This window comes from Streptomyces sp. NPDC054887, from assembly GCF_053610585.1.
In genome coordinates this window covers 1-24,751 of sequence record NZ_JBSGYQ010000052.1, presented here as the reverse complement: position 1 = coordinate 24,751, position 24,751 = coordinate 1, and the positions used below count along the sequence as shown (strand labels likewise).

Sequence of the window (24,751 nt, the reverse complement as noted above, 5' to 3'; positions counted from 1 at the left end):
AGCCGGGTCGAAATCATGTGCGGGCAGGCGGCGCGGGCGGCCATGATGGCGGTGTGATCACTTCCGAGAAACCCGTTGAGGCCCTGCTCGTTGTGGACGTCCAGTCGGCGTTCGTCCAAGGCGCAGGCGCGGTACCCGACGCCGCCCGCCTCGTGGACCGTACGGGCGATCTGATCGCGCGGGCGCGCAGGAGCGGGGCGCTCGTGGTCCACATCCAGAACGACGGGCCGGCCGGAGCGGACGACGAGCCGCACACGCCCGGCTGGGAACTCCACCACCCGCCGCAGCCGGGTCCCACCGAGGTGGTCGTCCGCAAGCCCGAGGACGACGGGTTCGCGGGCACCTCGCTGGGGCGTGTGCTGGCCGACGCGGAGGTACGGGCACTCGCTGTCTGCGGGGTGATGTCGGAGATGTGCGTACTGGCCACGGCCCGTACGGCGCTGGCGCTCGGCTACCGGGTCGTGATCCCGCACGACGCCCACGCCACACAGGACATCCCGGCGGCGCCCGGTATCAGCGAGGCCGTTCCGGCCGCCGTGGTCTCACGCGTCGCGGAATGGGCCCTCGGCGCCGGGGCCGAGATCACCGCCACCGCAACGGACGTCACGTTCACGGCCGTTCCCTCGCCCGGCCGCTGAGGCCGGGCGGCGGCAACTGCCGTGGTGGTGACGGCTCATGGACCCCGCGCTAACCCCTTCCTGCGCGGCGTCAGGTTGAACGTGCGCCCCTTCGGGGCCAGTTCGGAGGTCGACGTGGCGGCCGATGAACAGTTGTGATCTTGAATTGTGGTTGTTGCGTGGATGTCATCCGAAGTTGTCCACGGTGTGGCAAGGTCCGACCACCGTCGAGATCGCCCGCCCCATCGGGCGCCCGTGAGAGGACACCATCCCCATGTCCCGTCGCATCACTCTGAGATGGGCCGCCGCCCTGGTCGCGGCCGCGTCCATAGGCGTGGCCGCAGCGTCCCCCACCCAGGCCGGATCCGCCGCTCCGGTCACCGGCAGCGCCGCGACCGCCGCCGCCGCGGACGTCGACTCGTACTACGCCGCCGCCGAAGGCAAGACCGGCGCCACGCTCAAGAGCGCGCTGCACACGATCATCAGGTCGCAGTCCACGGTGTCGTACGACCAGGTGTGGACAGCCCTGAAGAACACCGATCAGGACCCGGCCAACACCGCGAACGTCATCGAGCTCTACACGGGCAAGTCCATCGCCAAGACCCGCAGTGGGGGCAACACCGGCGACTGGAACCGCGAACACGTGTGGGCCAAGTCGCACGGCGACTTCGGCACCTCCACCGGGCCCGGCACGGACCTGCACCACCTGCGCCCGGAAGACGTCACCGTCAACAGCATCCGCGGCAACAAGGACTTCGACAACGGCGGCTCCGCCGTGTCGGGCGCGACCGGGAACTACACCGACGCCGACAGCTTCGAGCCCCGCAACGCCGTCAAGGGCGACGTGGCCCGCATGATCCTCTACATGGCCGTACGGTACGACGGCGGCGACGGCTTCGCCGACCTCGAACCCAACGACCGCGTCGGCAACGGCTCGCTCCCGGCGATCGGCCGCCTCAGCGTCCTGAAGCAGTGGTCGCTCCAGGACCCGCCGGACGCCTTCGAGAAGCGCCGCAACGAGGTCATCTACAGCACCTACCAGCACAACCGGAACCCGTTCATCGACCACCCCGAGTGGGTCGAGTCCATCTGGTAGCAGTGTCGCCCCGGCAGCAGCGCCGTGGGATCCGGCGCCGGCCCCGCGCGCAGCGGCGGGGCCGGCGGTCCGGGCTCTGCCCGGCCGCGCCGCAGGGTGACTCGCGGTGCGGGATCAGGCGGGATGGCCCGGCGTCATGCCGGCGACGTCGGTCAGGCCGAGCAACCGGGGGCGGCCGGCCGCGTGCGGGGACAGCGCCACCGGCGCGAGGAGAAACCCCACGTGGTCCCCGCCGTCGAAACGGTCCAGTACGCGTCCGACGAACCAGGCGCACGCCGCGTCCAGCACAGGGGTCCCGCCGAGCCCCGGCTGCCAGGCGACGCGCGCGAACTTGTCGACGCTGTCGCCCGTCTCGCCGCCGAACAGTTCGGCCAGCGCCCTGTCCTCACGTCTCAGCAGGTGCACCGCCACGTGCTCGGCCCGGCGCGCCACACGGTACGTGCGGTTGGCGCGGGAGAGCCACACCACGAACCGGGACGGGTCGATCGAGGTCTGGGAGGCGAATCCCACCAGGCACCCCGCCCGCTCGTCCGCCGTCGCGGCGGTCACGAGGTACATCGGGTAGTCGAGCAGATCGGTGAACGTGTCGAGCTCCACGAAAGGACCGTACCGCGCGGCGCACGCGCCGGGTACGGCATGGGCCCGCTGAGTGAGTGATCCGCCACGGCCACCGTGACCCCGGCCGCTCCACCTGGTCCTTCGAGCAACAGCCCTGCGCCGTCACCGACTTCCCGAAACGGCCCACGCGCCGCCACGGGAGGTCGTTCCACCACTGGCCGCCGCCGTCCCGGAGCACGCGGCCGGCCGCTGACGGCGGGGACGTCGAGAGTGATGCGGGAGCGGCGGGGCGTCCTGGCCGGCGGGCGACCGGCGCGAAGCACCGCCCGGTCGGCGCCCACACCTCTGTGCGCCCCCGGCGCACCTCCGGACCCCCGGGCCGGCCCGTCGTCGGCGGCCGGCGCGCGCCGTAGGTTGGGGGCGGCTCACCGGCCGGACGCCTCCACCCGTGGCGGCGTGATCGCCCCGGCCGCGGCTTCCGCCGGTTCCGCACCACCTGGCGGGGTGGAGCGGAACCGGGCCGGGCCCGGGCGGGCCGGGGAAGGGCGCACCGTACACCGCAGGCCCCCCGCAGAACCGATAAACCGCCTGGGCGCGAACGCCCGTATGCTCCCCCATCACCCAAATGCCGCACATCCTGCCCAATGCCTGCACCGTTGGGCGGAATATGACGAAAGCGCAGCGGGCCGACTCGCCCGTGCCTGGCTCGATCGGCCCCAGGAGTGAAGTCGCCGCCCCGGCTGTGCGGATGGGGAAGTGGGTCTTCACGCCCCCCGTACGCGGCGGCTTCGCCCAGCGGGTACACGCGACCTTGCACGACGACGACCGGTGCGTCGACCTGCGCTACTCGTCCCCGCTCCTTGAGGTCTTCCTGACGGAGCTGGGGCGCATCGAGGCCGAGTTCGTCGGACTGTTGCACGCCGCCGCAGCCGAGGACGGCCGTCGGGACCGGCCGGGCGGGCCGTGCCATGCATGAAGCGCGCGGACGTCACCGGACGGGACCGCCGGACGAAGGCCCAGGCGCCGGCCCCTGGTCGCCCCAGGTCGACGGCCGTCCGCGGAGCGGGGCCAGACACGCGCAGCCCGCGCCCCTCGACCCCCTCGGTCCGCTCGACATGCCCTGGGACCCGGCGGAGGAACTCGCCCACCTGCTGCAAGAGGCACTGAAGGCGGACGCGGACACCGCCGCGCCGCCCGTCGGCCCGGACGGCCCGGACCTCGAGGCGGACGTCGCGGCGACCGAGGACACCGGTACGCCCCTCGAAGGTCTGACGCGCATCACGGCGGAACTGCCAGTCGTGCGCACCGCGCCCCGCCGCCGCCGCGCACCGTCACGGAAACGCCCGGCCGGGGTGCTCCAGACGATGAGCTTCTTCCTCGCCGCGCTGGCCGCGGTCATCGTCTCCATGGTGTGCGTCTTCGGCGGCATGGTCACGTACGACCCCCTGCGCCACCTCGCCAGCTACCGCACCGCCGAAAGCGCCGTCTCGTGGTGGCCGCTGCTCGTCTACGGGCCCTGGATGGTCGCCTCGCTCTCCATCCTGCGCGCCGCGCTGCACCAGCGCCGTGCCGTGCACTCGTGGAGCGTCGTACTCCTCTTCTCCACCGTGTCGGTACTCCTGTGCGTCTCCCAGGTTCCCCGCACGGTCGTGGACGTGGCGGCCGCCGCTCTCCCGTCGTTCGCCGCGCTCGCCTGCTTCCAGCAGCTCGTCCGGCAGATCACCCTCACCCGGCCGCCCCGGCAGGCGGCCCCCCGCCACCGGAGCCCCACGTCGGCGCCCCAGCGCTCCGCCGGACAGAGCCGTCCGTCGGCGTGACGCCGGGGCGCGGGTACCGGGGTCGCCGGCCCCCTCAGTGGCCGTGACTCCTGAAGGCCGTACTGAACGCCGTCATGCACGAGGGGCAGTAACGTTCCGCGGCCGCCTCGATCTGGGAGAACAGCGCTGCCGGTGACACCTGGGTCAGAAAGCGCCCGCACAGGGCGCTGGGGTCCACATCCTTGCGGATGACGTGCCAGATCAGTTCGCCTCTGCCGACAGTCGACTCGGCGCGCATCTCGTACATCGGCGTGCCCTTCTGCGCTCACGGCGAGCGGGACCGGCCCGCTCGCTGTCTCCATGAGACGCCGTCGCGTCTGAAGGGGCGAATCGGCGTGAGCCACCCGGAGGAAAACCGGAAACAGGAGGTTTACGCCCTGTCCGCCCGCAGCGGCGGCCCCGGGAAGAGCTCCACACCCGCCGACGGGCCCCGGCGTGGTTAGCGCACGAGGTGGCAGGGAAGTCGGTCACACATGCGAGCTCTCATGATCAATTGCACCCTCAAGCCCTCACCCGAGCCGTCGAACACCGAGGCGCTGGCCCAAGTGGTCACGGCGGAACTGGTGTCGCGCGGGGTGAGCGTGGAATCGGTACGGGCCGTGGACCTCAACCTGCTGCCCGGCGTGCAGTCGGACATGGGGGAGGGGGACGACTGGCCGCGGGTGCACGAGCAGCTGCTGCGCTCCGAGATCCTCGTCGTCGCGTCCCCGACCTGGCTCGGCCGGCCGTCCTCGGTCGTCCAGCGGGTGCTGGAGCGGATGGACGCCATGCTGTCCGAAACCGACGACGAGGGCCGGCCGGTGGCGTACAACCGGGTCGCCGGCGTCGTGGTGACCGGCAACGAGGACGGCGCCCACCACGTCATCAGCGAGATCGGCGGAGCCCTCGGCGACATCGGCTACACCATTCCCGGCCAGGCATGGACGTACTGGCACCTCGGTCCGGGGGCCGGGCCCGACTACCTCGACGACGAGCGCGGGCACGACTGGGCGCACCGGACCGGCCGCGCCATGGCCGCGAACCTGCACACCACGGCCGAGGCCCTGGCCGCCCACCCCTTGCAGGCCCCGCCGGCCTGACGTCCCCGATCCGACGTCCCGGCCCGACCGCCGAGCGCCGACCGATCGTGAGACGGCCGGCTGGGACGCCCGGGCCGGGTGAGCCGGCGGGAAGCGGGTACCCGCACGGCGCGGAGACGCACCGACATCCCCGACCGGGCGGGAGGTTCCAGGCCGTGGGACGCACCGAATGGCTCCTGACGTCCGGCGAACGCGGCAATACCGCGACCCGCCTGGACAGCCGCCGCCCGGACCGGGCCTCCTGGTCGGACGGCAATCACGTACGGACCCTGGTCCATGGCGCGACGTACTTCCGGGAACTTCTCGCGGCGATCCGCGAACAGCGCGCCGGTGATCTCCTGCTGTTCACCGACTGGCGCGGCGACCCCGACGAGCGGCTGGCGGGCCAGGACACCGAGATCGGCGCCGTACTGGGCGAGGCGGCGCAGCGCGGGGTGATCGTCAAGGGACTGGTCTGGCGCTCCCACCTGGACCGCTTCCAGTTCAGCGAGACCGAGAACCGCCATCTCGGCGAGGAGATCGAAGCGGCGGGCGGGGAGTGCCTGCTCGACATGCGCGTACGCCCCGGCGGCTCCCACCACCAGAAGCTGGTCGTACTCCGGCACCCCGGCCGCCCGGAGCTGGACGTCGCGTACGTCGGCGGCACCGACCTGTGCCACAACCGCAACGACGACGCCGCGCACCGCGGCGACCCCCAGGCGCAGCCCATCTCCGCCGCGTACGGACCGCGCCCGCCCTGGCACGACATCCAGCTCGCCGTGCGCGGACCGGCCGTCGGTGACGTCGAGGCGTGCTTCCGCGAACGCTGGGAAGACCCGTCCCCGCTCAGCCGCAGCCCCGTCACCCGCCTGCGCGAGCGCGCGCACCGGGAGGACGTCGACGCGGACCCGCTGCCGCCCCAACTGCCCGACCCGTCACCCTGCGGCACGCACACCGTCCAGCTCCTGCGCACGTACCCGAACCGTCTGCTGCGCGGCTACGACTTCGCTCCCGACGGGGAACGAAGCATCGCGCGCGGCTACCTCAAGGCGCTGCGGCGGGCCCGCGCGCTCATCTACCTGGAGGACCAGTACTTGTGGTCCCCGCACGTGGTGAAGTTCTTCGCCCGGGCGCTGGCCGACAACCCCGGACTGCGGCTCGTCGCGGTCATCCCCTCCGTCCCCGAGCAGGACGGCCGGATCAGCCTGCCGATGAACCTGGTCGGCCGGATCACCGCGCTGGAGAGGCTGCGGCGCGGGGGAGAGGGGCGCGTGGCGGTATACGGGCTGGAGAACCATGCCGGGACACCCGTCTACGTGCACGCGAAGGTGTGCGTGATCGACGACGTCTGGGCCTCGGTGGGGTCCGACAACATCAACCTGCGCTCCTGGACGCACGACTCCGAACTCGACTGCGCCGTACTGGACGCGACCGCCGACCCGCGCGAACCGCGCGACCCCGCCGGTCTGGGGGACGGCGCGCGCGTCTACGCGAGAGATCTGCGCCTGGAACTCTCCCGCGAACACCTGGACCGGGAACAACCCGGAGCCCCTGATGCCCCGGACGCCCTGTGCGACCCCGTCGAGGCGTTCGACGCCTTCGCGGCGAGCGCGGCCGCGCTGGACGCCTGGCACGACGGCGGCGGGCGCGGGCCCCGGCCGCCGGGACGGCTGCGCACGTACCGACCGCCGGATCTCTCACGGCCGGAGAAGGCGCTGGCCATGCCCCTATACCGCCTGCTCGTCGACCCGGACGGCCGGCCCTTCGCCCTGCGCCGCCGCAACGCCTACTGAGAGGCACCGCGCGTACCGGGGCGCGTCGCCGGACGCCGGGCTGCTGGCCGCTGCCATGCCCGGCTGATCCGCGAGCTCACGCGACGGGCCTCGGGCCCACCCGTGTGCGGCCCGCGACGCCTGCGACGGACGGGCCGCCTGTACGAGCCTCCGATCAGCGCGCGTCGGCGGTGACGGGGGCCTCGGCCGGCGCCGGTTCGCGGGCCCCGGTGCGGGTCGCGCCGATGCCGGCGACCACGACGCACACGACGCCGAGTGCGGGCAGGACCCCGGGCATCTGGCCGAGTACCACCAGTCCCGCGAGGAGAGCGATGCCCGGCTCCAGGCTCATCAGGGTGCCGAAGGCGGACGTGGTCAGGCGCCGCAGGGCGAGGAACTCGAGGACGAACGGCAGAACGACGCTCAGCGCGGCCAGCCCCAGCATGACGAGGAGCAGTCGCCCCGTCACCTGGCCCAGGCCGGAGGGCGCGGCGACGAGCACGCCGAGCACGCCCGCGACGGGCATGGACAGGGCGAGCCCGTTGAGCCCGGTGACGGTGTCGCCGACGCGCTGGGTCAGCAGGATGTAGCCGGCCCAGCACGCTGCCGCGGCCAGCGCGTAGCCGACTCCCACGACATCGGTACCGCCGTGCCAGGGCTCGGTGAGCAGGACGACTCCCACCGCCGCCGCGGCGGTCCAGCGCCCCCGCCCGCCGCCCGGCCCGTACAGGGAGACCGCCAGCGGACCGAGGAACTCCAGCGCGCTGGCGGTGCCGAGCGGCAGGCGCGTCACGGCGAGCATGAAGAACACCATCATGCCGGTGGTCACGGCGCCGAGCACGGTACAGGCCAGCAGGTCCCGGCCGGCGAAGTCGCGGGGGCGGGGGCGTACGAGCAGGAGCAGCAGCAGGCCCGCCCAGGCCAGGCGCAGGCCGGTCGTGCCCAGGGCGCCGAGCTGGTCGAGCAGGGTGACCGACAGGGCCAGACCGAGTTGGACGCTCGACATCGACGCCAGGGTCATGAGGGCTCCGCCCTCGGCGCCCCGCAGGCGCGCCCTGTCGGTGCGGGATGTGGTGTTCGGGGAGGTCAGCGGGCTCATGGGCCCCAAGTAGAGGGCCTGGACATCGTCCGTGTCCACGTGCCGATCATGGACGGTCTGTTCGGGATTCCTGAACAATGGAGGCATGGAGACACGACGGCTGAGCCTGCTGGTGGAGTTGTCCCGGCTGGGGTCGATGCGGGCCGTGGCCGAGACGCAGGGCACCACCACCTCGACGGTGTCCCAGCAGATCGCCGTACTGGCCCGTGAGATGGGCACCGCGCTGATCGAGCCGCACGGGCGGCGGGTCAGGCTCACCCCGGCGGGCCGGCGGCTCGCCGAACACGCCGTGACCATCCTCGCCGCCGTCGAGGCGGCGTACCTCGACCTCACACCGGGGGCGGAGCCCAACGGCACCCTGCGGGTCGCCGGCTTCGCCACCGCCATCCGCGCGTACCTGCTGCCCCTCGTCACCGACCTGGCCGTGAGCCATCCGCGGCTGCACGTCCTGATCCGGGAGCACGAGCCCGCCGAGGCGCTGGCCCTGCTGGCGGCGGACGAAGCCGATCTGGCCCTCACGTACGACTACAACCTCGCGCCGGCCGCAGAGGATCCTGCCGTGAGCGCCACGGCGCTGTGGACGGCCAAGTGGGGCCTGGGTGTGCCCGCGCACGCCGACGCCGGCGGGGGGACGGCGCTGGACATCGTCCACCGGTTCCGCTCGTACGACTGGATCGTGAACTCGCGCAACACCGCCGACGAGGACGTCATCCGTACGCTGGGCTCGATGGCGGGGTTCGTCCCCCGCGTCACGCACCAGGCCGACAGCCTCGACCTGGTGCAGGGCATGATCACGGCCGGGCTCGGCGTGGGCCTGCTGCCGCTCGGCACCGTGCTGTACCCGCAGGTGCGGCTCGTCCCGCTCACCGGCCCGGACGTGGAGCTGCGGGCGTACGCTGTCGCCGGACGCGGCCGTCTGAACTGGCCACCGCTCGCCCTGGTCACCGACCTGCTGCGGCAGGCGGCCGTGACCGGGGCCGGGCGGTGATCGCGGGCGGCCGGCGGGCCGGGCCGTCGCAGCTCAGCGTTGCGACAGCTCCGACGGAGCTTCCTGGACCACCCAGCCGTTGCCGTCCGGGTCCTCGAAGGACATGAACGAGTTCCAGGTGCCGCCCTTGCCGTCCTCCCAGCCCGCCGCGCCGACGTGGCGGATCGGGGAGACGTCCACGCCCCGCGCCAGCAACTCCTCGCGGGCCGCCGTGATGTCGGTGACACAGAACTGGAGGCCCTGGAGCGTACCGGGGGCCATCTGCTTGGTGCCGGGCGCCGGGGGCATGCCCTGGAGCATGGCGATCGAGCACCGTGAACCCGGGGGAGTCACCTGGATGATGCGCACCCCGGGGGCGACCTCGTCGTCCAGGTCGACGTGGAATCCGGCCTTCTCGGCGTAGAACTCCTTGGCCCGGTCCATGTCGGTGACCGGGACCGGGACGACTTCGAGTGTCCACTGCATGGGTGTCTCCTTCGGACGCGGCTTCGCGACCCGGCCGCGAAATACGGCGGGCCGGGTCAACCGTCGCCCATGAGGGAACTGTCGCGCACGCCGAAACGCTCAGCAGGACGCCTGCGGCGCGGGAGTTGTGCCCGGTTCACGCGCCGCCGGAGCGAGGGGGGACCCCTGAGGTGAGGGGCGACGGCTCGAAGCCCTTGGCGATGAGCCGGACGGCGAGACTCACCTCCCACACGAACACCGGGATCGCCGCGACCGACCCCGGCACGGAGACCTGCTCGTACAGCCCGAACAGGACGCATGTCGCGGACACGCAGATGAGCGCGCCCCCGACGAGCCCCAGTACGGCGATGAAGCGCGGCACGAGCCCCGAGCGGTACATCAGCCACGCCAGTACGAAGGAGTTCGCCCCCAGGACGAAGTTGGGGCCGATGAGGAACGTCCAGTCGTGGATCGCCCCGAGGGCCTCGCCGGCCGTGGCGAGAGCGGCGGCGTCGCCGTCCCCGACTTCCCCGAGGTCCTTGCGGAGGGTCACCACCGCCAGGACGCTGATCGTGCCGACGAGGATGACGGCGGCTTCCAGCAGCCGGGCGCAGACGTAGCCGAGCGCGGCGCCCTCGTTCTGCCGCTTGATGACGGGGAACAGCGCGACCCCCGTGCCGACGACGGCCGCCGCGAGGACGATCTCCAGCAGCGCCCCCAGGAACACCCGGGAGTCCGCGCCCGGCCCCACGACGTACTCGGCGCCCCGCAGAACGGGTCCGTACAGCGCGAGAGCGCCTATCGCGGTCACCTCGGTGACCAGGAACAGCACGCCCGTCACGACCGCGGTTCTTCTGACTGAGTCCATCAGGACCCTCCCCTGCCCAAAGGTGTACGGCGTACACCGAAGGCTCACGGTAGGTGTACGTCGTACACTCGTCAAGGCGGATGCCGTACGAAGATCACGAACGGGCGGGTGGGGACATGGCTCAGCAGGCGGAGGCGACGCGCCGGACCCCTCTGACGCGGGACCGGGTGCTGCGCGCCGCCGTCGCGCTCGCCGACGGCATGGGCATCGACGCCCTGAGCATGCGCAGGCTGGCGCAGGAGCTCGGCGTCGTGCCGATGGCGCTCTACAAGCACGTCGCCAACAAGGAGGAACTCCTGGACGGCATGGTGGACGTCGTCATCGGCGAGATCGCCGCGCCCGCGCCCGGATCCGGCGGGAAGCAGGCGGTACGGCGCAGGATCCTGTCGGCGCGCGGGGCGCTCCTCGGCCATCCGTGGGCCGCCCAGGTCATCCAGTCGCGCAACGGCCCCACACCGGTCGTGCTCGCGTACATCGACACGGTGATCGGCATGTTCCGCGCCGGTGGGTTCTCCGTCGATCTGACGCACCATGCGATGCACGCCCTGGGCAGCCGGGTGATGGGGCTGACCCAGGAGCTCTTCGACGCCTCGCCCAGCCCCGACGCGCAGGCGCGCCCGGCCGTTTCGCCGGAGGACGCGGCGAGGTTCCCGCACGTGCTGGAACTGGCCGGTGCGGTGGCCCACGACCAGGATTCCGTGGTGGGCGCCGGCTGCGACGACCAGTTCGAGTTCGAGTTCGCGCTGGATCTGCTCCTGGACGGGTTCGAGCGGCTCCACGAGCGGGGCTGGTCCTCCGCCGGCCCCTCGGGGGACACGACGGCCTGACACCGGGCGCCCCGCCCGGCCCGTGGGTCAGGCGTGCGGCACACGCGGCGCCGGCGGTGTCCAGCGGTGCGTCCGCGGAACGGCCGTGGCGACGCCGAAGTCCTTCTTGAGGTGTTCGGGGACGGCGTAGTGCATGACGCGCCCCCGCGTCAGCGAGCTGAGCTCGAACAGCGTGGTCAGGTGGCCGAGGCGGTCCAGTGCCCAGGCGCCGAGCGGCGACCTGTCCTCGATCGTCTCCAGTACGCCGAGCAGTGCGGGAGCGGCCTTGACGGCGGTGTCCCACGGGGTGCGCGGCACCTGGAGCCAGTCGGCGCAGGTGTCGCCGATGAGGTGGCGGACGAGGGCGCCGACGAGAGGGTCGAAGAACGTGCCGGGCACAACCTCCTCGAAGAGGTCGATGAGCTGGCGGGTCAGGTGGGCCCCCTCCTCGGATGGACCCATGTGACGGGTCATGTACAGGTCGGAGAACGCGCGGGCCTGCTCCAGGCCGGCCGGTACGTGGCTCTGGTCGACGCCCAGCATGGCGCCCACGACCCGCCAGGCGTAGTAGTACGACTCGGCGCCCTCGGTGCTCATGTGGACACCGAGCCGGTGCAGGGCGTCCAGGACCTGGAGCGAGAACATCATCTGCCCGCCGATCATGTCCTCCTGGCAGATCGGCGTCCCGAGATTCGCGGTGTCCCAGCGGTCCTCGCGTCGCAGGTGGTGGCGGATGGACGCGTGCAGGAGGCGGACCTTCTGCGCGGCGGGGATGAAGCGGCTGCCGGCTTCGAAGGCGTTCGGCTGCATGAGGTGGACCGTGAACTGCCCGGTCTCCGCCATGCGTTTGGAGGGGTACTTCAGGGCGTGCGTCGCGGACAGGAGCTTCGCCACGTGCGGCAGGAGGTAGCACGCGGGCATGGAGGCGAAGGACAGGGCCGTGGAGATGTGCACGTTGTTGTCGATGAAGAACAGCCGGGCTTTCTCCATCTCGTCCCAGTCCACCCAGGCCGGCGGGGCGCTGGTCTCGTGCAGATACGCACGCGCCACCTCCGGCAGCCCGTCCGGAAGCGTCTGGCCCGAGGTCGAGACGAAACGCATGAGGGTGTTGAACTTGCCCACCTCACCGCGTTCGAACATGGTCGCCACGACGGCGTCGGCCAGTTCGTCCCCCACGTGTCGCAGGGCGTCGAGGGACTGCTCGGTGTAGGTCATCTGCAAAACTCCTCACGGGACCGGGGGCCCGCGTCGCGGGCGGTTGGCCGGACCGGGGTTACGGATCGGGGCTGTGCATCGGGGCTGGAACCGGACCGCGGACCGGACCGCGGCGTCAGTGGCGGCGGACCGTGGCCGTCCGGGCCAGGCCGGCGAGCGCGCGGCCGGCCTCGTCGGGCAGCGGCGTGTCGTCGAGGACGGCGGTGGCGATCCGGATCCGCTCCGCGATCATGTGCTCGATACGGGCCGGCGCCCCGGTGCGGCGCATGATCTCCCGCACCTCCCGTACGCCGTCCCCGGACAGGTCGCGCCGGCCCAGCAGCTCTTCGAGCGTGCGCCGTTCACCGGCCGTGGCCTCCTGCCAGGTCTGGGCCAGCAGCGCGGTGGGCCGGTGGGCGACGAGGTCGTCCTTGTTCGCCTTCCCGGTACGGGCAGGGTCGCCGAACAGGCCGAGCAGGTCGTCCCGCAGCTGGAACGCCTCCCCGAGCGGCAGCCCGTAGTCCGAATACGCCTGCCGCAGCGCGCCGGAGGCGCCGGCCAGCGCGCCCCCGATGTGCAGCGGGTGCTCGACGGTGTACTTCGCCGTCTTGTAGCGGATCACCTTCAGCGCGGTGTCCGTGTCCGGCCGCGTACCGGTGCGCAGGATCTCCAGGCACTCGCCCGCGACCAGCTCGCGGGCCAGCACCGCCCACAGAGGGCGGGCCCGCGCGAGGTAGGCCGCCGGCAGACCGGAGGCCGTGAACAGCTGCCCGGCCCAGGACATCAGCAGATCGCCCACCAGCATGGCCAGCGACCGTGCGGCGGCCTTCGGACGGGGCCCGGCCGACGTGACCGTCCGCAGGGCCTCGTGGACGGTGGGCAGCCCGTGCCGTACGCGGCTCCGGTCGACGAGGTCGTCGTGCACGACGGCAGCGGCGTGCACGAGCTCCATGGAGGCGGCCGCCCGTAGCAGGGCGTCGCTGTCCGGCTGTCCGGCCGCCCGCCACCCCCAGTAGCAGAACGCCGCCCGCAGCCGCTTTCCGTGGGCCGTGGCGACCTGGAGCTGCTCGGCCACCGGAGCCAGGTCCGCGTCGACGTCGACCAGGCGGTCGGCCTCCCGCTCGACGAAGTGGTGCAGCACCAGGTCCACCCGGGCCTTGAAAGCGGCCTGCTCACCACCGTCAGCCATGCGCGGCACCACCGCGCCGGGCGGTCACCTGCCGGGCCAGCACCTCCAAATGGGCGGGTGCTCCGGCCGCGTGGCGGTCCAGGACCAGGCGCCCGCGCGCCTTGAGCTCCTGCTGCCCGTCCTCGGCCAGTTCGGCCACGTCCGCGCGGCCCAGCAGCCCCCGCAGGCCGCTCACGACACCGCCCACCGCCCCCACCGCGAGATCCGCGATGCCCGCCGCCAGCAGCACCGCGTCGCTGTGCCGTGCTGTCCCTCGCTCCGGCCCGGTCTCATAGGACATGCCGTTCTCCCCCTCCTCGTACGTCCCGCCCGCATCCGGCAGCCGCAGGGCGGCGCCGGGGAACGAGTGGCTCCGCCCCCGTCCCCCTGGGAGCTTCTCCGGTCCGCCTCGGCGACGCACCGGGGATCACCGATCGAGCGACCGGCCGGACTGGCGTCCGCCCGACGCGCGAGCGGGCCGGTCATGGGCCGGGCGACCCCGTCCGTACGGACGGCAGGGGCCCGCGCCCCCGCGCGAGGGGAGGAGGGCATGCGTCAGGGCCCGGCATGGGGATGCCGGGCCCTGGCAGAGATCACGCGTCGAGCGTCAGTGCTTGAAGGTGTCCTTGATCTTTTCCTTCGCCTGGCGTGCGTCGCCCTTGGCCTGTTCGGCGCGGCCTTCGGTCTCCATGGATTCGTTGCCGACTGCCCGGCCGGCAGCTTCCTTAGCCTTGCCCTTGGCCTGTTCGGCCTTCGACTTCGCCTTCTGGTCCGCCACGGCACTCACGTCCTTCCGGTTCAGCGGTGACGTCTTACGTCTGACCGCTCACGAGCCGGTCAAACGTGGCGAAGGTGCGGTGGCGCCGGCACCCGCTGCCGCCGCCGTACGGCGACGCCGGCCGCGCGGCGGCGATCCGCGCGAGGACGGACGGCCGGGCCGCCCCGGAGAAACGCACGCGTTCCTGGCATGGTGGGACCACCACGACGTGAGTGGCCGACACGGAAAGCGACCGACATGACCGACCCCCACACCGCGCGACCGGACGACACCCCCCTCGTCGGCGTACGCACCCCCGCCGACATCGACCTGGCGCTCAAGAACAGGGCGGAACGCGACGAGGTGTCGCAGTTCTCCGCCGGGGCGGCCGCCGCCTACACCTGGGCCCTGGGCCGCACCGGCCGCTCCCCGATCACCGGCACGGCGGAGGCCAGGGGGGTGCCCGGACTGCCGCTGCTGACGGCGGAAGTGGATGCCTCGGTGGTCCAGTTGGACGACGCCACCACCCAGGGGGAGGCCCGGGACTACATCAGCGGAGCGCACGACGCCCTGGCCTGGATCTGCGGGTACAGCGACCGGCCCGCATGACGCCGCCGCCCTCCCCGGGCGGGAAAGGCGGCGGCTCGGGCGGTGGCGTCAGACGTCGCCCCGCCACGCACCGGTCTCGGTGCCCCGGGACTCGATGAACGTCCTGAAGCGCTCCAGGTCACCCTTGGCGCGGCGCTGCACGACGCCCAGCTTGTCGCCCACCGTCTCGGCGAGTCCGTCCGGGCGGAAGTCCAGCTGGAGCATCACCTTGGTGCGGTCGTCGGCCAGCCGGTGGAACGTGACCACTCCGGCCTGCTCGACCTCGCCGCCGACGGTGGTCCAGGCGACCCGCTCGTCGGGGATCTGCTCGGTGATCCTGGCGTCGAACTCCCGCTTCGCCCCCGACACCTCCGTGACCCAGTGCGTCAGGGTGTCCGTCAGCTGATCGATCCGCTCGACCCCCTCCATGAACTCCGGGAACGTCTCGAACTGAGTCCACTGGTTGTAGGCCGTGCGAACCGGTACCCGTACCTCTACGGACTCTTCGACCTGCGACATCAGGCGCTGCCTTTCGTTGGTTCCGCGTGCCCGCACGCTCGTGTCAGCCGTGCGTCCTGGACACGCGTGTACCCACGTCGCCGCCCGTCATGACCGGCGCACCCGCCGCACCGCCGTCGCGTCCTGACGGCTCAGCAGTGGCGCAGGCCGTGCGCGGAGGGGTAGGCGTCGAAGGACGACGAGGTGTGCACGGCGGAAGCGGGTACGAAACCGGACGCCCCGTTGTCGTCGCCGGTGGTCTTGTACCAGGTGTGGTTGCCGCCCGAGTGCAGGGAGCCCGTGGTCCAGCAGTTGAACCAGCTGTACGTGGTCCGCAGGGTGTCCACCTGCCAGCTGTCGGTGGCGTCGGGGTAGCTGCGGACGGACGTGGGCGCCGAGTTGCCGCACCAGAGGACACCGTTCGATCGGACCCCGCAGATCTTCATCGCGTCACCGGCCTGCGCCGTGGCGGGGAGGGCGACGACGGCGAGGGCGGCAGCCGTGGCGGAGGCGGCGAGGGTTCGGCGTATGGACAAGTCGACTCCTGTGTTTCCGTGGTTCTGCGTGGGCGGCCGTGGGCTTCCTGTGGCGTCGGAAGCCGCCGCAGGGCGTTTCCGCATGGCCACACTTCCCCGACGGCCTCGGTACGCGGCATACGACGCAGTCGACGGGGCGCCGGTTGCAGTCCTGTGCGCCCCGGGCGCCGAAGTCGAGCGCTGCCAGGCCGCCCTGACGCTACGACAGCGTGGTGGCGACCACGGACGCCGCCTCCGCGATCAGCCTGTCGTCGTGTCCGGCCGATTCCTCGTCGCGGCTCGACATGATCGCCACGACGATCGGTGCCGTGCCGGGGGGCCACACCACGGCGATGTCGTTGCGGACGCCGTAACCGCTGCCGGTGCCGGTCTTGTCGCCGACCACCCACCCCTCGGGCACACCGGCCCTGATGGTGTCGCCGCCGGTCGTGTTGGTCCGCAGCCATCGCGTGAGCTGTGCGCGTTCCTCCCCGGCGAGTACGTCGCCGAGAACGAAGGCGCGCAGGTCCTCGGCCATCGCCCGCGGTGTGCTCGTGTCCCGCGGGTCGCCCGGCGACCATCGGCTGAGTTCGGGCTCGCGGCGTTCCATGCGGATGACGTCGTCGCCGATCCTCCTCAGTTCGGCGTTCAGGCCCCGGGGGCCGCCGAGCGCGTCGAAGAGCAGGTTCGCCGCGGTGTTGTCGCTGTAGCGGACAGCCGCGTCGCACAGTGCGCGCAACGTCATCCCGCTCTCGACGTGCTTCTCCGTCACGGGGGAGTGCGCGACCAGATCCGCCCGGGAGTACGTGACCACCTTGTCCATCCCGCTCAGCCGGTACTCGCGCAGCACCGCTCCGGCGGCCAGCGCCTTGAACGTGGAGGCGAAGGGGAAGCGCTCCCCGTCGTTGTACGCCAGCTCGCGCCCGCTGCCCGTGTCGACGGCGTACACACCCAGCCGCGCGTCGAACCGGCGCTCCAGCGCCTTGAGTTCACCGGCGTACGGCTGCGAGGGCGCCCCCGGCCGCGTCTTCTCGGCAGACGGCGCCGGGGACGACTGCGACGGCGCGGACGACGGTGACGACGAGGCCGCCGACCCGCCCTGGCCGCAGGCCGCGAGCGGGAGGAGGGCGAGCGTCGCGAGCGCGCCGAGAACGGTGCGCCGGGTGGGGATGCGGCGAACGGGTCGCATCGTCTGCATGGTCCACAACCTCCGGAGGCGCCCGCACGGGGCGCATGGCGGGTCGGAGCGACACGGCTTCCGCCCGGTACCCGATCGTGACTGCGGGGACCGCACCCACGATCGTCCCGGGCGGCCTCCACGGTCCCATACGCGCGGGCACGGACCGCCCGTCTGCGTACCGTCGCCGCCCGCGTCGGGGTGGGGACGGGGGAACGGCGAGACGACGGAGGCCGGCCCGAGCCCGGCGGCTTCGGGCGCGCTATCCGGGGTTCGCTGCGGGCGGGTGCGCCCCCGGGCCGGTGCTGTCGGGTACCAGCGGCGTGGGGGAGAGGCTGGTGTGTTCCTCGCCGGGCTCCAGCAGGGTGTCGGCGGCGCCGACGATCAGCGGATCGGGTTTGCCGACGGCCTCGGCGTCCTTGCTGACGTAGTCGAACCGCGAGAGCAGGCTGCGCATGGCCTCCAGGCGGCCGCGCCGCTTGTCGTTGCTCTTGACGACCGTCCACGGTGCGAACGATGTGTCGGTCGCCCGGAACATGTCGACCTTGGCGGCGGTGTAGTCGTCCCACCGGTCCAGCGACGCCACGTCGGTCGGCGAGAGCTTCCACTGCCGGACGGGATCGACCTGCCGGATCGCGAACCGGGTGCGCTGCTCCGCGCGCGACACCGAGAACCAGAACTTGACCAGCAGAATGCCGTCGTCCACCAGCATCTGCTCGAAGGCCGGGCACTGCCGGAGGAACAGCTCGTACTCCTCACGCGTGCAGAAGCCCATGACACGCTCGACGCCGGCCCGGTTGTACCAGGAGCGGTCGAAGAAGACGATCTCGCCCGCCGAGGGCAGATGCGCGGTGTACCGCTGGAAGTACCACTGCGAGGCCTCTCGCTCCGTCGGCTTCTCCAGGGCCACCACCCGGGCGCCACGGGGGTTGAGCCGCTCGGTGAAGCGCTGGATCGTGCCGCCCTTGCCCGCGGCGTCCCGGCCCTCGCAGATGACGATCAGCCGCTGACCGGTCTCCCTGACCCAGCGCTGCAGCTTCAGCACCTCGATCTGGAGCACCCGCTTGCGGCGCTCGTAGTCCCGTCGCCGGACCTTGCGGTCGTACGGGTAGTTCTCCTGCCACGTCTTGATCGACTGCCCGGTGGCGTCCAGGAGTATCGGCTGTTCCGGCCTGGTCTCGTCCACGGTCAGGCCGTCCAGCAGCTCCTCGGCCCGGTCCCTGCCGCCTGATTCCTGGTTCATCGCGTCACCGTCGCCCCGCTCGCACCGAAGGTCATGGCCCCTGTGTGCCCCGATACGCTCCCGGTACGACGATTCCGGCACACCGGATGTCACTTGTCCCATTGTGCCCGCCGCACCCGCACGTGCGCCTGCGACGATTCGCCACTCTCCGTAGCCGCGGATTGCGGTCGCCGCGACGCCGGACGGCCCTCGTCGGAGCACCGACGCCCGTCGCCCGGGGATCCTCCGGCGGATCCCCGGGCGACGGATGTCGTGTGCCGTGCCTGCGCGTACGCGTCAGTTGTTCACGTCCTGGTCGAAGTCCTTGGCGCAGGCGTCCCGTTCGCTCTGCGTGTCGGCCTGCCGGACGCAGTCGTCGAAGTTCTTGAACTCGTCGGAGTTGAGGATCGACGCACCGATCGCGATGATCACCGCCGAGGCGATCAGGCCGAGCGCGCCGAGCACCGCGCCGATGATCGACATCTTGCCGCGCGGCGCACGGCCTCCGCGGGCCTTGCGCGCGCCGAGGATGCCGAAGACGACGGCCAGCAGACCGAGTACGAGCCCGCCGAAGACGGTCCAGAAGAGCAGCAGCGCCGCGATGCCGAGGGCGAGCGCGGCGACCGCGAGCCCGTTGCCCCGCTTCACCTCCGTGTCCTGACGGGTCTGCCCGTAACTGTCCGGCGTCTGCGGGTGGTTGGAGAAGGACACGTGATCACTCTCATCTCTGCTTTCCGGCCCGTCGAGTTGTCGTACGTGCCCCTTGTGCCCCGGGCGCGGCCACGGATGCGTGCCGGCTTCTCGCGGGAGCTCCCGGCGCACCGTTCATCGCGCCGGTCCGCCGTCCCCGCCGCGTCCGTCGGCGCGGCGGCCGCGCGTCATGGCGAGGATGCTGCCCGCGACGGCGATCAGCGCGATGGCCAGGGCGATGCTGACGCCGCCCTCGGTGTCCCAGTACACGTCCTCCAGGCTGATCAGCAGCGCGGCCTCGTCCAGGACCAGGGCCAGTCCCACCCCGTAGGCCAGTCCGAGCCAGGCGCGTGCGCGAGGCGTGCGTTCGACGAGGCCGGCCGCACCCACCGCCGCGAGCAGCAGGATTCCCCAGACGTAGTGGTGGATGTGGACTCCGCCGGCCTGTACGTCCCCGAGCCCCGCCACGTCGATGTGGATGAGCCAGGTCAGCAGGCGCATCCCGCCGAAGGTCAGGGCGAACCCCCACCAGGCCAGAACGAAACCGCGGCGCTCCGGCGAGATGCCCGGCAGCAGACGCAGCCACGGCGAGGGGCGGTCCGTGCGCGGGGATCGCGATCCTTCGGTCGTTCTCGACGGCTTCACGCGTGCCCTCCCGCCGTGAACTGCCTGATCAGCGCGGCCACGGCGTCCGGGGCGCTGTAGTGGGCCGCGTGCGCGGCGCCGTGGACCTCGGCCGCCCGCCCGTCGCGCACCATGCGCGCCACCCGCCGGGTCCAGGTGTCCGAGGCGATGGTGTCGCCCGCCCCTCGCACCACGAGGGTCGGCACGTGCACCTGGGCCAGATGCCCCTCGAAGGACTCGGCCGCGTCCCGCAGGGCGTGGCGGAACGACGCGGCGAAGCGGAAGGGGCCGGTCACCAGGTAGTCGGTCGCGGCCACCGCGAGGAGGGAGAGCGGCTCCCGCGGCGCGTCCGCCAGGAGCCTGGCGCACTGGCGCCAGGCGGACGCCCCGGGTTCCAGCGCCGGACCGACGAACACCATCCGCCGCACCAGGCGCGGCTGGCGGGCGGCGAGGGCCGCGACCACCTGGCAGCCGACCGAGTTGGCCACCAGCAGGCTCGGGCCCAGGCGCAGCCGCTGGTGCCAGCGCGTCAGGGCACCGGCGAGTTCCGCGACGTCCGGTGCGCGGCGCACGCCGGCGCGCGACCGTGCGTTGCCCGGCAGGTCCGGTACGAACACGGTCGTCCCGCTCGCCGCCAGCCTCCGCGCGAGAGGTACGAAGTACCGGCCCGACAGCCCGAGTCCGTGGACGAGCACCACGCTCGGAGCGCCGTCGCGCGGGACCCGGCCGAACCTGCGGGTGAAGAGCCCCGCATGTGTTGTGTGTTCCATGCCTCCACCATCGCGCAACCAGTGCCCGGAGCCGGGGAAGCACGGTGGCGGGCCGACCGGGGCGGCCCGTGCGTGTCCCGGTCCGTCCGGGCCTCGCACCCGGACCGTGCGGCAGCGGGCGGCCGACGACCGCAACCGCCGCATCGGCGAGCGTTTCGCCGCCCGTGCGTGCGGCCCCGGCGGCCCGTTCGCCCGCTGACCGTCCGGCGTGGACGGTGCCGGCCCCGGCGTCCGGGGGTCATGCGCACCTGCGATCGCGGTGATCGGGTCACTGATCGCGTCTCTGATCGCGCACCGATGGTGGACCGATGGCGCACCGATCGCCGCCGGGGCCGCCACCGGGCCGGCGATCCGCTCACACCCGATGCATTCCGTCGCAAACATGCGCGATAAGGTCGTGGGCGATGTGCGCCGGCCGCACCAGGACACGGACGCAAGGGCGGGTTGACTGTCGACCACAGCGCCCCCCACCGCGCTTCCCGCAGTGTTCACACCACCGCGGGGCGCACCTCCTCGATCGTCCGTCTCACCCGGCCCCCGGCCGCTGCCCCCCGGAAACACCTCACATGAGCATCGACGCCGCCCTGCGTCCCGAAGCCGCCCCAGCCGCCGCGGCCCCGCTTGCCGCCCCCGAGGCGTCCCCCCGGCGCAGAGCGGCCGGCCGGGCCCCGGCCAGGCCCACCCCGGCGGCCGCCTTGCACAGCATCAGCGCCGCGACGACGGTCCTGCTGGGCCTCGCCGCGATCGGCGCGGTGCTCCACGAACCCGTGCTGATACCGCCGCTGGCCGCCAGCGCGGCCCTCGTCCACAGCGCTCCCGCCCTGCCGCTCGCCCAACCCCGCAGCGTGGTCGTCGGTCACCTGCTCGGAGCCGCGGTCGGCTACGGCGTGCTGGCCGCGGTCGGCGGCAGCGCATGGGCCGCGGCCGTGGCGGCCGGCGTCACGCTCGCCCTGATGATCGCCGCCCGCACACCGCATTCGCCCGCCTGCGCCACCGCCGTCGTCATCGTGCTCCAGAACCCCGCACCGACCCGGTTCGTCCCCCTCCTGCTCGGGGCGACCCTGCTCCTGGTCGCGACCGGGTACGCCGCCTCCCGGATCCGCCGTACGGCGCAGAGGTACCCCACGTACTGGTGGTGACCGGCGGCCCGCGCGCCCACCGTGAGGCCCGACGGCCCGTCACCGTCCTGCCGCCGTCCGGGCCGCGCCCGTGGGCGGGCGTCCCCGCGGGGCCGTGCGTGGGATTGCGACGGCCGGTGGCGGGGGACCCTGCCGCTGTGAAACGTCGAGAGACTCCAGAGAAGTGCCGTTCGAAGGGCGGGCGTCTGCGGTTCGACGGCTGGATCGCCGGCGTCGGGACCTCCTCCGGGACACGAGTGGTCCTCGGGCACTGGCCTCGGTCGCCGTTCGGCCCGTTCAGCGACGTGATGATCGAACGACCGGACGGCGAACGCCTCCTGCTCGCGCCGGACCACCAGGTCGCCGCCTTCGTCGCCGACACCTACGGCTTCGACACCGTGCGGGTCGTGCCCGTCGAGGTGCGGATGACGGGCGCGTCCTGGGCCGTGGAGGCCGGCCCGCTGCACCTGCGCTTCACCGTGGGCAGCCGCGGCCCCCTCGGCCTGCTGCTGCGCGCCGTGCCCCGCCCGCTCGCCGCCCGGCCCTTCTGGGCGGCCCTGGTCGACTTCCCCGCCCGCCTGCTCCCCGGCGTACGCACCCGGGGCAGTGCCGGCGACGGCCGCCGGGAGTGGTACGGAGCACAGGATCTCCTGCCGGTGACCACCGCCGACGCGAGCTTCGAAGGGGTCGGCCTCGGTCCGCTCGCACCCGTCGATCCGCCCGTACGCTTCGGTTTCGGCTCGGCGCCGCGACGCCCCTCACTGGTACGCGTCACCACCACGGTCGAGGTGGGCGACGACCGCCCGGCGTGACGGAGGCGCGTACCGGCGGGGCCCTGTGCGGGAGTACCGGGGCGCGGCGGAGGTTTGTGAGGTGAGTGCGGCGGCGACGGCGACGGCTCAGAAGAACCCGCCCAGGGCGCCGGCGAGTGCGTCCGGGGCCTCCTCGGCCACGTGGTGCCCGGAGTCGATGCCGTGGCCGCGCACGTCGGGCGCCCACTGCCGCCAGATCGTGAGCGGGTCGCCGTACAGCTCTTCGAGGTCGTCCCGGAGCGACCACAGGACCAGCGCGGGGCAGCGGATCCGCACCCCGGCGTCGCGGTCCGCCTCCTCCTGCCGCCTGTCGATCGTCAAACCGGCCCGGTAGTCCTCCAGCATCGCCCGCACCACATCGGGGTTTCGCGTGGCCTCGCGCCACTCGTCGTAATTCTCCCGGCCCATGCGCAGCGGATCTCCGCGGTACCAGGCGTCCGGGTCGGCGTTGATGACGCGTTCGGGGATGTCCGGCTGGGCGAAGAAGAACCAGTGCCACCACTGGGTGGCGAACCGCGCGGTGATCCGGGACAGGTGCTCCGAGACGGGCAGACAGTCGAGCAGCGCCACCCGTTCCACCGCGTCGGGGTGATCGAGAGCCAGCCGCAGGGCTACGGCGCCCCCTCGGTCGTGCCCGGCGAGCCCGAATCGGGCATGACCGAGCGAACGCATCACGGCGAGCATGTCGTCGGCGACCGCGCGCTTGGAGTGCGCGGAGTGGTCAGCTGCGGGCGCCGGGCCACGGGAGCGGCCGTATCCCCGCAGGTCGGGGCAGACCACGGTGAAGCCCCGCTCGACCAGCAGAGGGGCGACGCGGTGCCAGGTGGCGGAGGTCCTGGGGTGGCCGTGCAGCAGCAGCACCGGCGGGCCTTCGCCGCCATGGCGTACGAAGACGGACGCGTCCCGGGTGCGTACCAGCTCGCTCGCGAAGCCCTCGAACACCGTTCCGGCCCTCCGTATCGGTCCCGTGCACGGGCGGGTTCAGGACCCGCTCAGCTCGTTCGCCACCTGCTCCACGGCGTCCAGGGAGCACGCGAGCGCCTCCTGCGACGCGGCCCGCGCCTCCCGCAGTCTCGCCCGCCCGTACGCGACGAACGCCACGGCGCCGAGACCGTACGCCGCCGCGAACACGCCCGCCACCCGCTGCGCCGGCCACACGCGTTCCAGCGCGCGTACCGTCGAGTCCTGTGCCGCGAGCAGCGCCAGTACCCCGAGCACTCCGCCCGCCCCCAACGCCGCCGACCCGTGCCGGCCTTCGCTGACGGCGGCCTCCAGCTCCGCCTTGACCTGGCCAACGTCCTCACGTACCAACGCGATCACATCCTGTGACAGTGCCTGCATGCCCTCTCGGGTACCCGTGACCCGGCCCGGCACGCAGCCCGCGCAACTCGCCGTGGTCCGTGCGGATCCGCCCGCACAATCACCGACGCCCGCAGCGACCGGCTCGGCGACTGCACCCCTGGGACTCGTTGAACGGCACGCGTCAATATCGTTGCCCTCATGCCATCCATCAAGAGGTTGCAGGTCACTTTCGACTGCGCGGAACCCGAGCGCCTCGCTCGCTTCTGGTGCGAGGTGTTGGGGTACGTCGTACCGCCGCCGCCGGAGGGCTTTGCCGGTTGGGACGAGTTCAAGCGCTCGCTGCCCCCCGAGCAGCAGGACGCGTGGTTCGCCTGCGTGGATCCCTCGGGTGTGGGCCCGCGCCTGTTCTTCCAGCGGGTGCCCGAAGGGAAGGCCGCCAAGAACCGGCTGCACCTCGACGTGCGGGTCGGCACGGGGCTCGTCGGTGCGGAGCGCCTGACCGCACTGGAGGCCGAGTGCGCACGGCTCGTCCCGCTCGGCGCGGTACACGTGCGCACGCTGTACGACGGCCATGACGCGTGCATTCCGATGCTGGACATCGAGGGCAACGAGTTCTGCCTCGACTGAGGGCGGACCGCGCCGTCCGCTAGGCGCAGACGGCGTACACCGTGATCGGCGTCCGGGGGTCGGGGCCCCGGGCGGATCCGATCCACCCGGCGCCGTCCGGTGCCGGGTAGGTGTCGTACGCGTCCACCGCGCCGTGCGTCCGCACACCCCCGCCCACGGCCCTCGTACCGGCGGGGCACCGTGCGACGACCGGTTCCCCGTCGGCGGTGCCGGTCGCTGTCACGGTCTCCACGGCCGAGCGGTCGGCGGGTCGGACCGCCGCGTGCGGCGTGCCCGCCACGCCTTCGCCGGCGGCGTGTGCCGTCCCGCAGATCCCGACCGTCAGCGCCAGTGCCAGCACCGGCACCCCCGTACCAAGGACGCGAATACCCAGCATCGGCAAGGGCCTCTTTCCGTGTGCGCCCCGGCGAGACTGTGCGGCTGCGAGGCTGATGGACCGTCGATCGCATTCATCCCGGTCCGGCCGGCCCTCATGCCGCGGCTGCCCGAAACCACCTGTTCGGGGCACGACAGCGGCGGCGCGGCGGCCGCCGGAAGAACGGCGGGGCCCGACCGGTGTACCGGTC

General features: G+C 72.7%; 31 protein-coding genes. 12 read left to right on the top strand and 19 right to left on the bottom strand.

Annotated elements, in window-relative coordinates; genetic code table 11:
- The first annotated feature begins 56 nt into the window (after window positions 1-56).
- Together ACWGH0_RS25685 and ACWGH0_RS25680 are read left to right on the top strand one after the other, a co-directional pair.
- The gene (locus ACWGH0_RS25685; RefSeq protein WP_453406620.1) at window positions 57-638 is read left to right on the top strand and encodes an isochorismatase family protein; all 582 of its coding nucleotides are present in this window, start codon (window positions 57-59) and stop codon (window positions 636-638) included.
- A gap of 253 nt (window positions 639-891) precedes the next feature.
- Window positions 892-1,713 (top strand): endonuclease I family protein, encoded by an 822-nt coding sequence (locus ACWGH0_RS25680; RefSeq protein ID WP_453406594.1) that lies wholly within the window; start codon window positions 892-894, stop codon window positions 1,711-1,713.
- Between the two features lie 114 nt (window positions 1,714-1,827).
- Here the strand turns inward: ACWGH0_RS25680 and ACWGH0_RS25675 are convergent, their stop codons facing one another.
- Window positions 1,828-2,271: a flavin reductase family protein gene (locus ACWGH0_RS25675; protein ID WP_453406619.1), complete on the bottom strand. Its 444-nt coding sequence runs from the start codon at window positions 2,269-2,271 to the stop codon at window positions 1,828-1,830.
- 667 nt (window positions 2,272-2,938) lie between these two features.
- Between ACWGH0_RS25675 and ACWGH0_RS25670 the strand changes: the two genes are divergently transcribed.
- Both ACWGH0_RS25670 and ACWGH0_RS25665 read left to right on the top strand, forming a co-directional pair.
- Complete coding sequence (locus tag ACWGH0_RS25670; RefSeq protein ID WP_453406593.1) at window positions 2,939-3,247, top strand: hypothetical protein; 309 nt, start codon at window positions 2,939-2,941, stop codon at window positions 3,245-3,247.
- Between the two features lie 139 nt (window positions 3,248-3,386).
- Window positions 3,387-4,088, top strand: coding sequence for a DUF2637 domain-containing protein (locus ACWGH0_RS25665; RefSeq protein ID WP_453406592.1), 702 nt, complete (start codon window positions 3,387-3,389; stop codon window positions 4,086-4,088).
- A gap of 34 nt (window positions 4,089-4,122) precedes the next feature.
- Here ACWGH0_RS25665 and ACWGH0_RS25660 read toward each other — a convergent pair whose 3' ends face one another.
- A complete protein-coding gene (locus ACWGH0_RS25660; RefSeq protein ID WP_453406591.1) occupies window positions 4,123-4,335 on the bottom strand; it encodes a hypothetical protein in 213 nt (70 codons plus the stop codon).
- A 226-nt stretch (window positions 4,336-4,561) separates the two neighbouring features.
- Here ACWGH0_RS25660 and ACWGH0_RS25655 point away from each other — a divergent pair, with 226 nt between their 5' ends.
- The gene (locus ACWGH0_RS25655; protein WP_453406590.1) at window positions 4,562-5,167 is read left to right on the top strand and encodes a flavodoxin family protein; all 606 of its coding nucleotides are present in this window, start codon (window positions 4,562-4,564) and stop codon (window positions 5,165-5,167) included.
- Between the two features lie 155 nt (window positions 5,168-5,322).
- Window positions 5,323-6,939: a phospholipase D family protein gene (locus tag ACWGH0_RS25650; protein WP_453406589.1), complete on the top strand. Its 1,617-nt coding sequence runs from the start codon at window positions 5,323-5,325 to the stop codon at window positions 6,937-6,939.
- A 154-nt stretch (window positions 6,940-7,093) separates the two neighbouring features.
- On the opposite strand, the gene ACWGH0_RS25645 is transcribed toward ACWGH0_RS25650, so the two are convergent.
- On the bottom strand, window positions 7,094-8,056 hold the full coding sequence (locus ACWGH0_RS25645) for an EamA family transporter (RefSeq protein ID WP_453406588.1): 963 nt from the start codon (window positions 8,054-8,056) through the stop codon (window positions 7,094-7,096).
- Between the two features lie 46 nt (window positions 8,057-8,102).
- Between ACWGH0_RS25645 and ACWGH0_RS25640 the strand changes: the two genes are divergently transcribed.
- Entirely contained in the window at window positions 8,103-9,005 is a 903-nt protein-coding gene (locus ACWGH0_RS25640; protein WP_453406587.1) for a LysR family transcriptional regulator, read from the top strand.
- A 33-nt stretch (window positions 9,006-9,038) separates the two neighbouring features.
- On the opposite strand, the gene ACWGH0_RS25635 is transcribed toward ACWGH0_RS25640, so the two are convergent.
- Entirely contained in the window at window positions 9,039-9,470 is a 432-nt protein-coding gene (locus ACWGH0_RS25635) for a VOC family protein (protein WP_453406586.1), read from the bottom strand.
- 136 nt (window positions 9,471-9,606) lie between these two features.
- Window positions 9,607-10,317 (bottom strand): DUF4386 domain-containing protein, encoded by a 711-nt coding sequence (locus ACWGH0_RS25630; protein WP_453406585.1) that lies wholly within the window; start codon window positions 10,315-10,317, stop codon window positions 9,607-9,609.
- 116 nt (window positions 10,318-10,433) lie between these two features.
- Between ACWGH0_RS25630 and ACWGH0_RS25625 the strand changes: the two genes are divergently transcribed.
- A complete protein-coding gene (locus ACWGH0_RS25625) occupies window positions 10,434-11,144 on the top strand; it encodes a TetR/AcrR family transcriptional regulator (protein WP_453406584.1) in 711 nt (236 codons plus the stop codon).
- Window positions 11,145-11,171: 27 nt separating this feature from the next.
- Here ACWGH0_RS25625 and ACWGH0_RS25620 read toward each other — a convergent pair whose 3' ends face one another.
- From ACWGH0_RS25620 to ACWGH0_RS25605, 4 genes are all read right to left on the bottom strand, one after another.
- A complete protein-coding gene (locus ACWGH0_RS25620; protein ID WP_453406583.1) occupies window positions 11,172-12,338 on the bottom strand; it encodes an oxygenase MpaB family protein in 1,167 nt (388 codons plus the stop codon).
- 115 nt (window positions 12,339-12,453) lie between these two features.
- A complete protein-coding gene (locus ACWGH0_RS25615; RefSeq protein ID WP_453406582.1) occupies window positions 12,454-13,506 on the bottom strand; it encodes a polyprenyl synthetase family protein in 1,053 nt (350 codons plus the stop codon).
- A complete protein-coding gene (locus tag ACWGH0_RS25610) occupies window positions 13,499-13,786 on the bottom strand; it encodes a polyprenyl synthetase (protein ID WP_453406581.1) in 288 nt (95 codons plus the stop codon). Before ACWGH0_RS25610 ends, ACWGH0_RS25615 begins: the two co-directional genes overlap by 8 nt.
- A 306-nt stretch (window positions 13,787-14,092) precedes the next feature.
- Complete coding sequence (locus tag ACWGH0_RS25605; protein WP_453406580.1) at window positions 14,093-14,272, bottom strand: CsbD family protein; 180 nt, start codon at window positions 14,270-14,272, stop codon at window positions 14,093-14,095.
- 228 nt (window positions 14,273-14,500) lie between these two features.
- Between ACWGH0_RS25605 and ACWGH0_RS25600 the strand changes: the two genes are divergently transcribed.
- Complete coding sequence (locus tag ACWGH0_RS25600; RefSeq protein ID WP_453406579.1) at window positions 14,501-14,851, top strand: hypothetical protein; 351 nt, start codon at window positions 14,501-14,503, stop codon at window positions 14,849-14,851.
- 48 nt (window positions 14,852-14,899) lie between these two features.
- Here the strand turns inward: ACWGH0_RS25600 and ACWGH0_RS25595 are convergent, their stop codons facing one another.
- The 7 genes from ACWGH0_RS25595 to ACWGH0_RS25565 all read right to left on the bottom strand — a co-directional run bounded on the left by ACWGH0_RS25595 (window position 14,900) and on the right by ACWGH0_RS25565 (window position 20,326).
- On the bottom strand, window positions 14,900-15,349 hold the full coding sequence (locus ACWGH0_RS25595) for an SRPBCC family protein (RefSeq protein WP_453406578.1): 450 nt from the start codon (window positions 15,347-15,349) through the stop codon (window positions 14,900-14,902).
- A 131-nt stretch (window positions 15,350-15,480) separates the two neighbouring features.
- A complete protein-coding gene (locus tag ACWGH0_RS25590; protein ID WP_453406577.1) occupies window positions 15,481-15,864 on the bottom strand; it encodes a hypothetical protein in 384 nt (127 codons plus the stop codon).
- Between the two features lie 199 nt (window positions 15,865-16,063).
- Window positions 16,064-17,032 (bottom strand): class A beta-lactamase, encoded by a 969-nt coding sequence (gene bla / locus ACWGH0_RS25585; RefSeq protein WP_453406576.1) that lies wholly within the window; start codon window positions 17,030-17,032, stop codon window positions 16,064-16,066.
- 250 nt (window positions 17,033-17,282) lie between these two features.
- Window positions 17,283-18,263, bottom strand: coding sequence for a polyphosphate kinase 2 (ppk2, locus tag ACWGH0_RS25580; RefSeq protein ID WP_453406575.1), 981 nt, complete (start codon window positions 18,261-18,263; stop codon window positions 17,283-17,285).
- A gap of 276 nt (window positions 18,264-18,539) precedes the next feature.
- Window positions 18,540-18,953 (bottom strand): DUF4190 domain-containing protein, encoded by a 414-nt coding sequence (locus ACWGH0_RS25575; protein WP_453406574.1) that lies wholly within the window; start codon window positions 18,951-18,953, stop codon window positions 18,540-18,542.
- 114 nt (window positions 18,954-19,067) lie between these two features.
- Complete coding sequence (locus ACWGH0_RS25570) at window positions 19,068-19,577, bottom strand: hypothetical protein (RefSeq protein WP_453406573.1); 510 nt, start codon at window positions 19,575-19,577, stop codon at window positions 19,068-19,070.
- Window positions 19,574-20,326, bottom strand: coding sequence for an alpha/beta fold hydrolase (locus ACWGH0_RS25565; protein WP_453406572.1), 753 nt, complete (start codon window positions 20,324-20,326; stop codon window positions 19,574-19,576). The genes ACWGH0_RS25570 and ACWGH0_RS25565 overlap by 4 nt, the downstream gene beginning before the upstream one ends.
- 566 nt (window positions 20,327-20,892) lie before the next feature.
- On the opposite strand from ACWGH0_RS25565, the gene ACWGH0_RS25560 reads away from it, so the two are divergent.
- Together ACWGH0_RS25560 and ACWGH0_RS25555 are read left to right on the top strand one after the other, a co-directional pair.
- Window positions 20,893-21,465, top strand: coding sequence for an HPP family protein (locus tag ACWGH0_RS25560; RefSeq protein ID WP_453406571.1), 573 nt, complete (start codon window positions 20,893-20,895; stop codon window positions 21,463-21,465).
- Between the two features lie 137 nt (window positions 21,466-21,602).
- Window positions 21,603-22,256, top strand: coding sequence for a hypothetical protein (locus ACWGH0_RS25555; protein ID WP_453406570.1), 654 nt, complete (start codon window positions 21,603-21,605; stop codon window positions 22,254-22,256).
- A gap of 87 nt (window positions 22,257-22,343) precedes the next feature.
- Here the strand turns inward: ACWGH0_RS25555 and ACWGH0_RS25550 are convergent, their stop codons facing one another.
- Window positions 22,344-23,198: an alpha/beta fold hydrolase gene (locus tag ACWGH0_RS25550; RefSeq protein ID WP_453406569.1), complete on the bottom strand. Its 855-nt coding sequence runs from the start codon at window positions 23,196-23,198 to the stop codon at window positions 22,344-22,346.
- A 39-nt stretch (window positions 23,199-23,237) separates the two neighbouring features.
- Window positions 23,238-23,597 (bottom strand): phage holin family protein, encoded by a 360-nt coding sequence (locus ACWGH0_RS25545; RefSeq protein WP_453406568.1) that lies wholly within the window; start codon window positions 23,595-23,597, stop codon window positions 23,238-23,240.
- 159 nt (window positions 23,598-23,756) lie between these two features.
- On the opposite strand from ACWGH0_RS25545, the gene ACWGH0_RS25540 reads away from it, so the two are divergent.
- Window positions 23,757-24,185 carry a VOC family protein gene (locus ACWGH0_RS25540; RefSeq protein ID WP_453406567.1) on the top strand — a complete coding sequence of 143 codons (429 nt, stop codon included), beginning with the start codon at window positions 23,757-23,759 and terminating at the stop codon, window positions 24,183-24,185.
- 19 nt (window positions 24,186-24,204) lie between these two features.
- Here ACWGH0_RS25540 and ACWGH0_RS25535 read toward each other — a convergent pair whose 3' ends face one another.
- On the bottom strand, window positions 24,205-24,561 hold the full coding sequence (locus ACWGH0_RS25535; RefSeq protein ID WP_453406566.1) for a hypothetical protein: 357 nt from the start codon (window positions 24,559-24,561) through the stop codon (window positions 24,205-24,207).
- Between the last annotated feature and the right edge of the window lie 190 nt (window positions 24,562-24,751).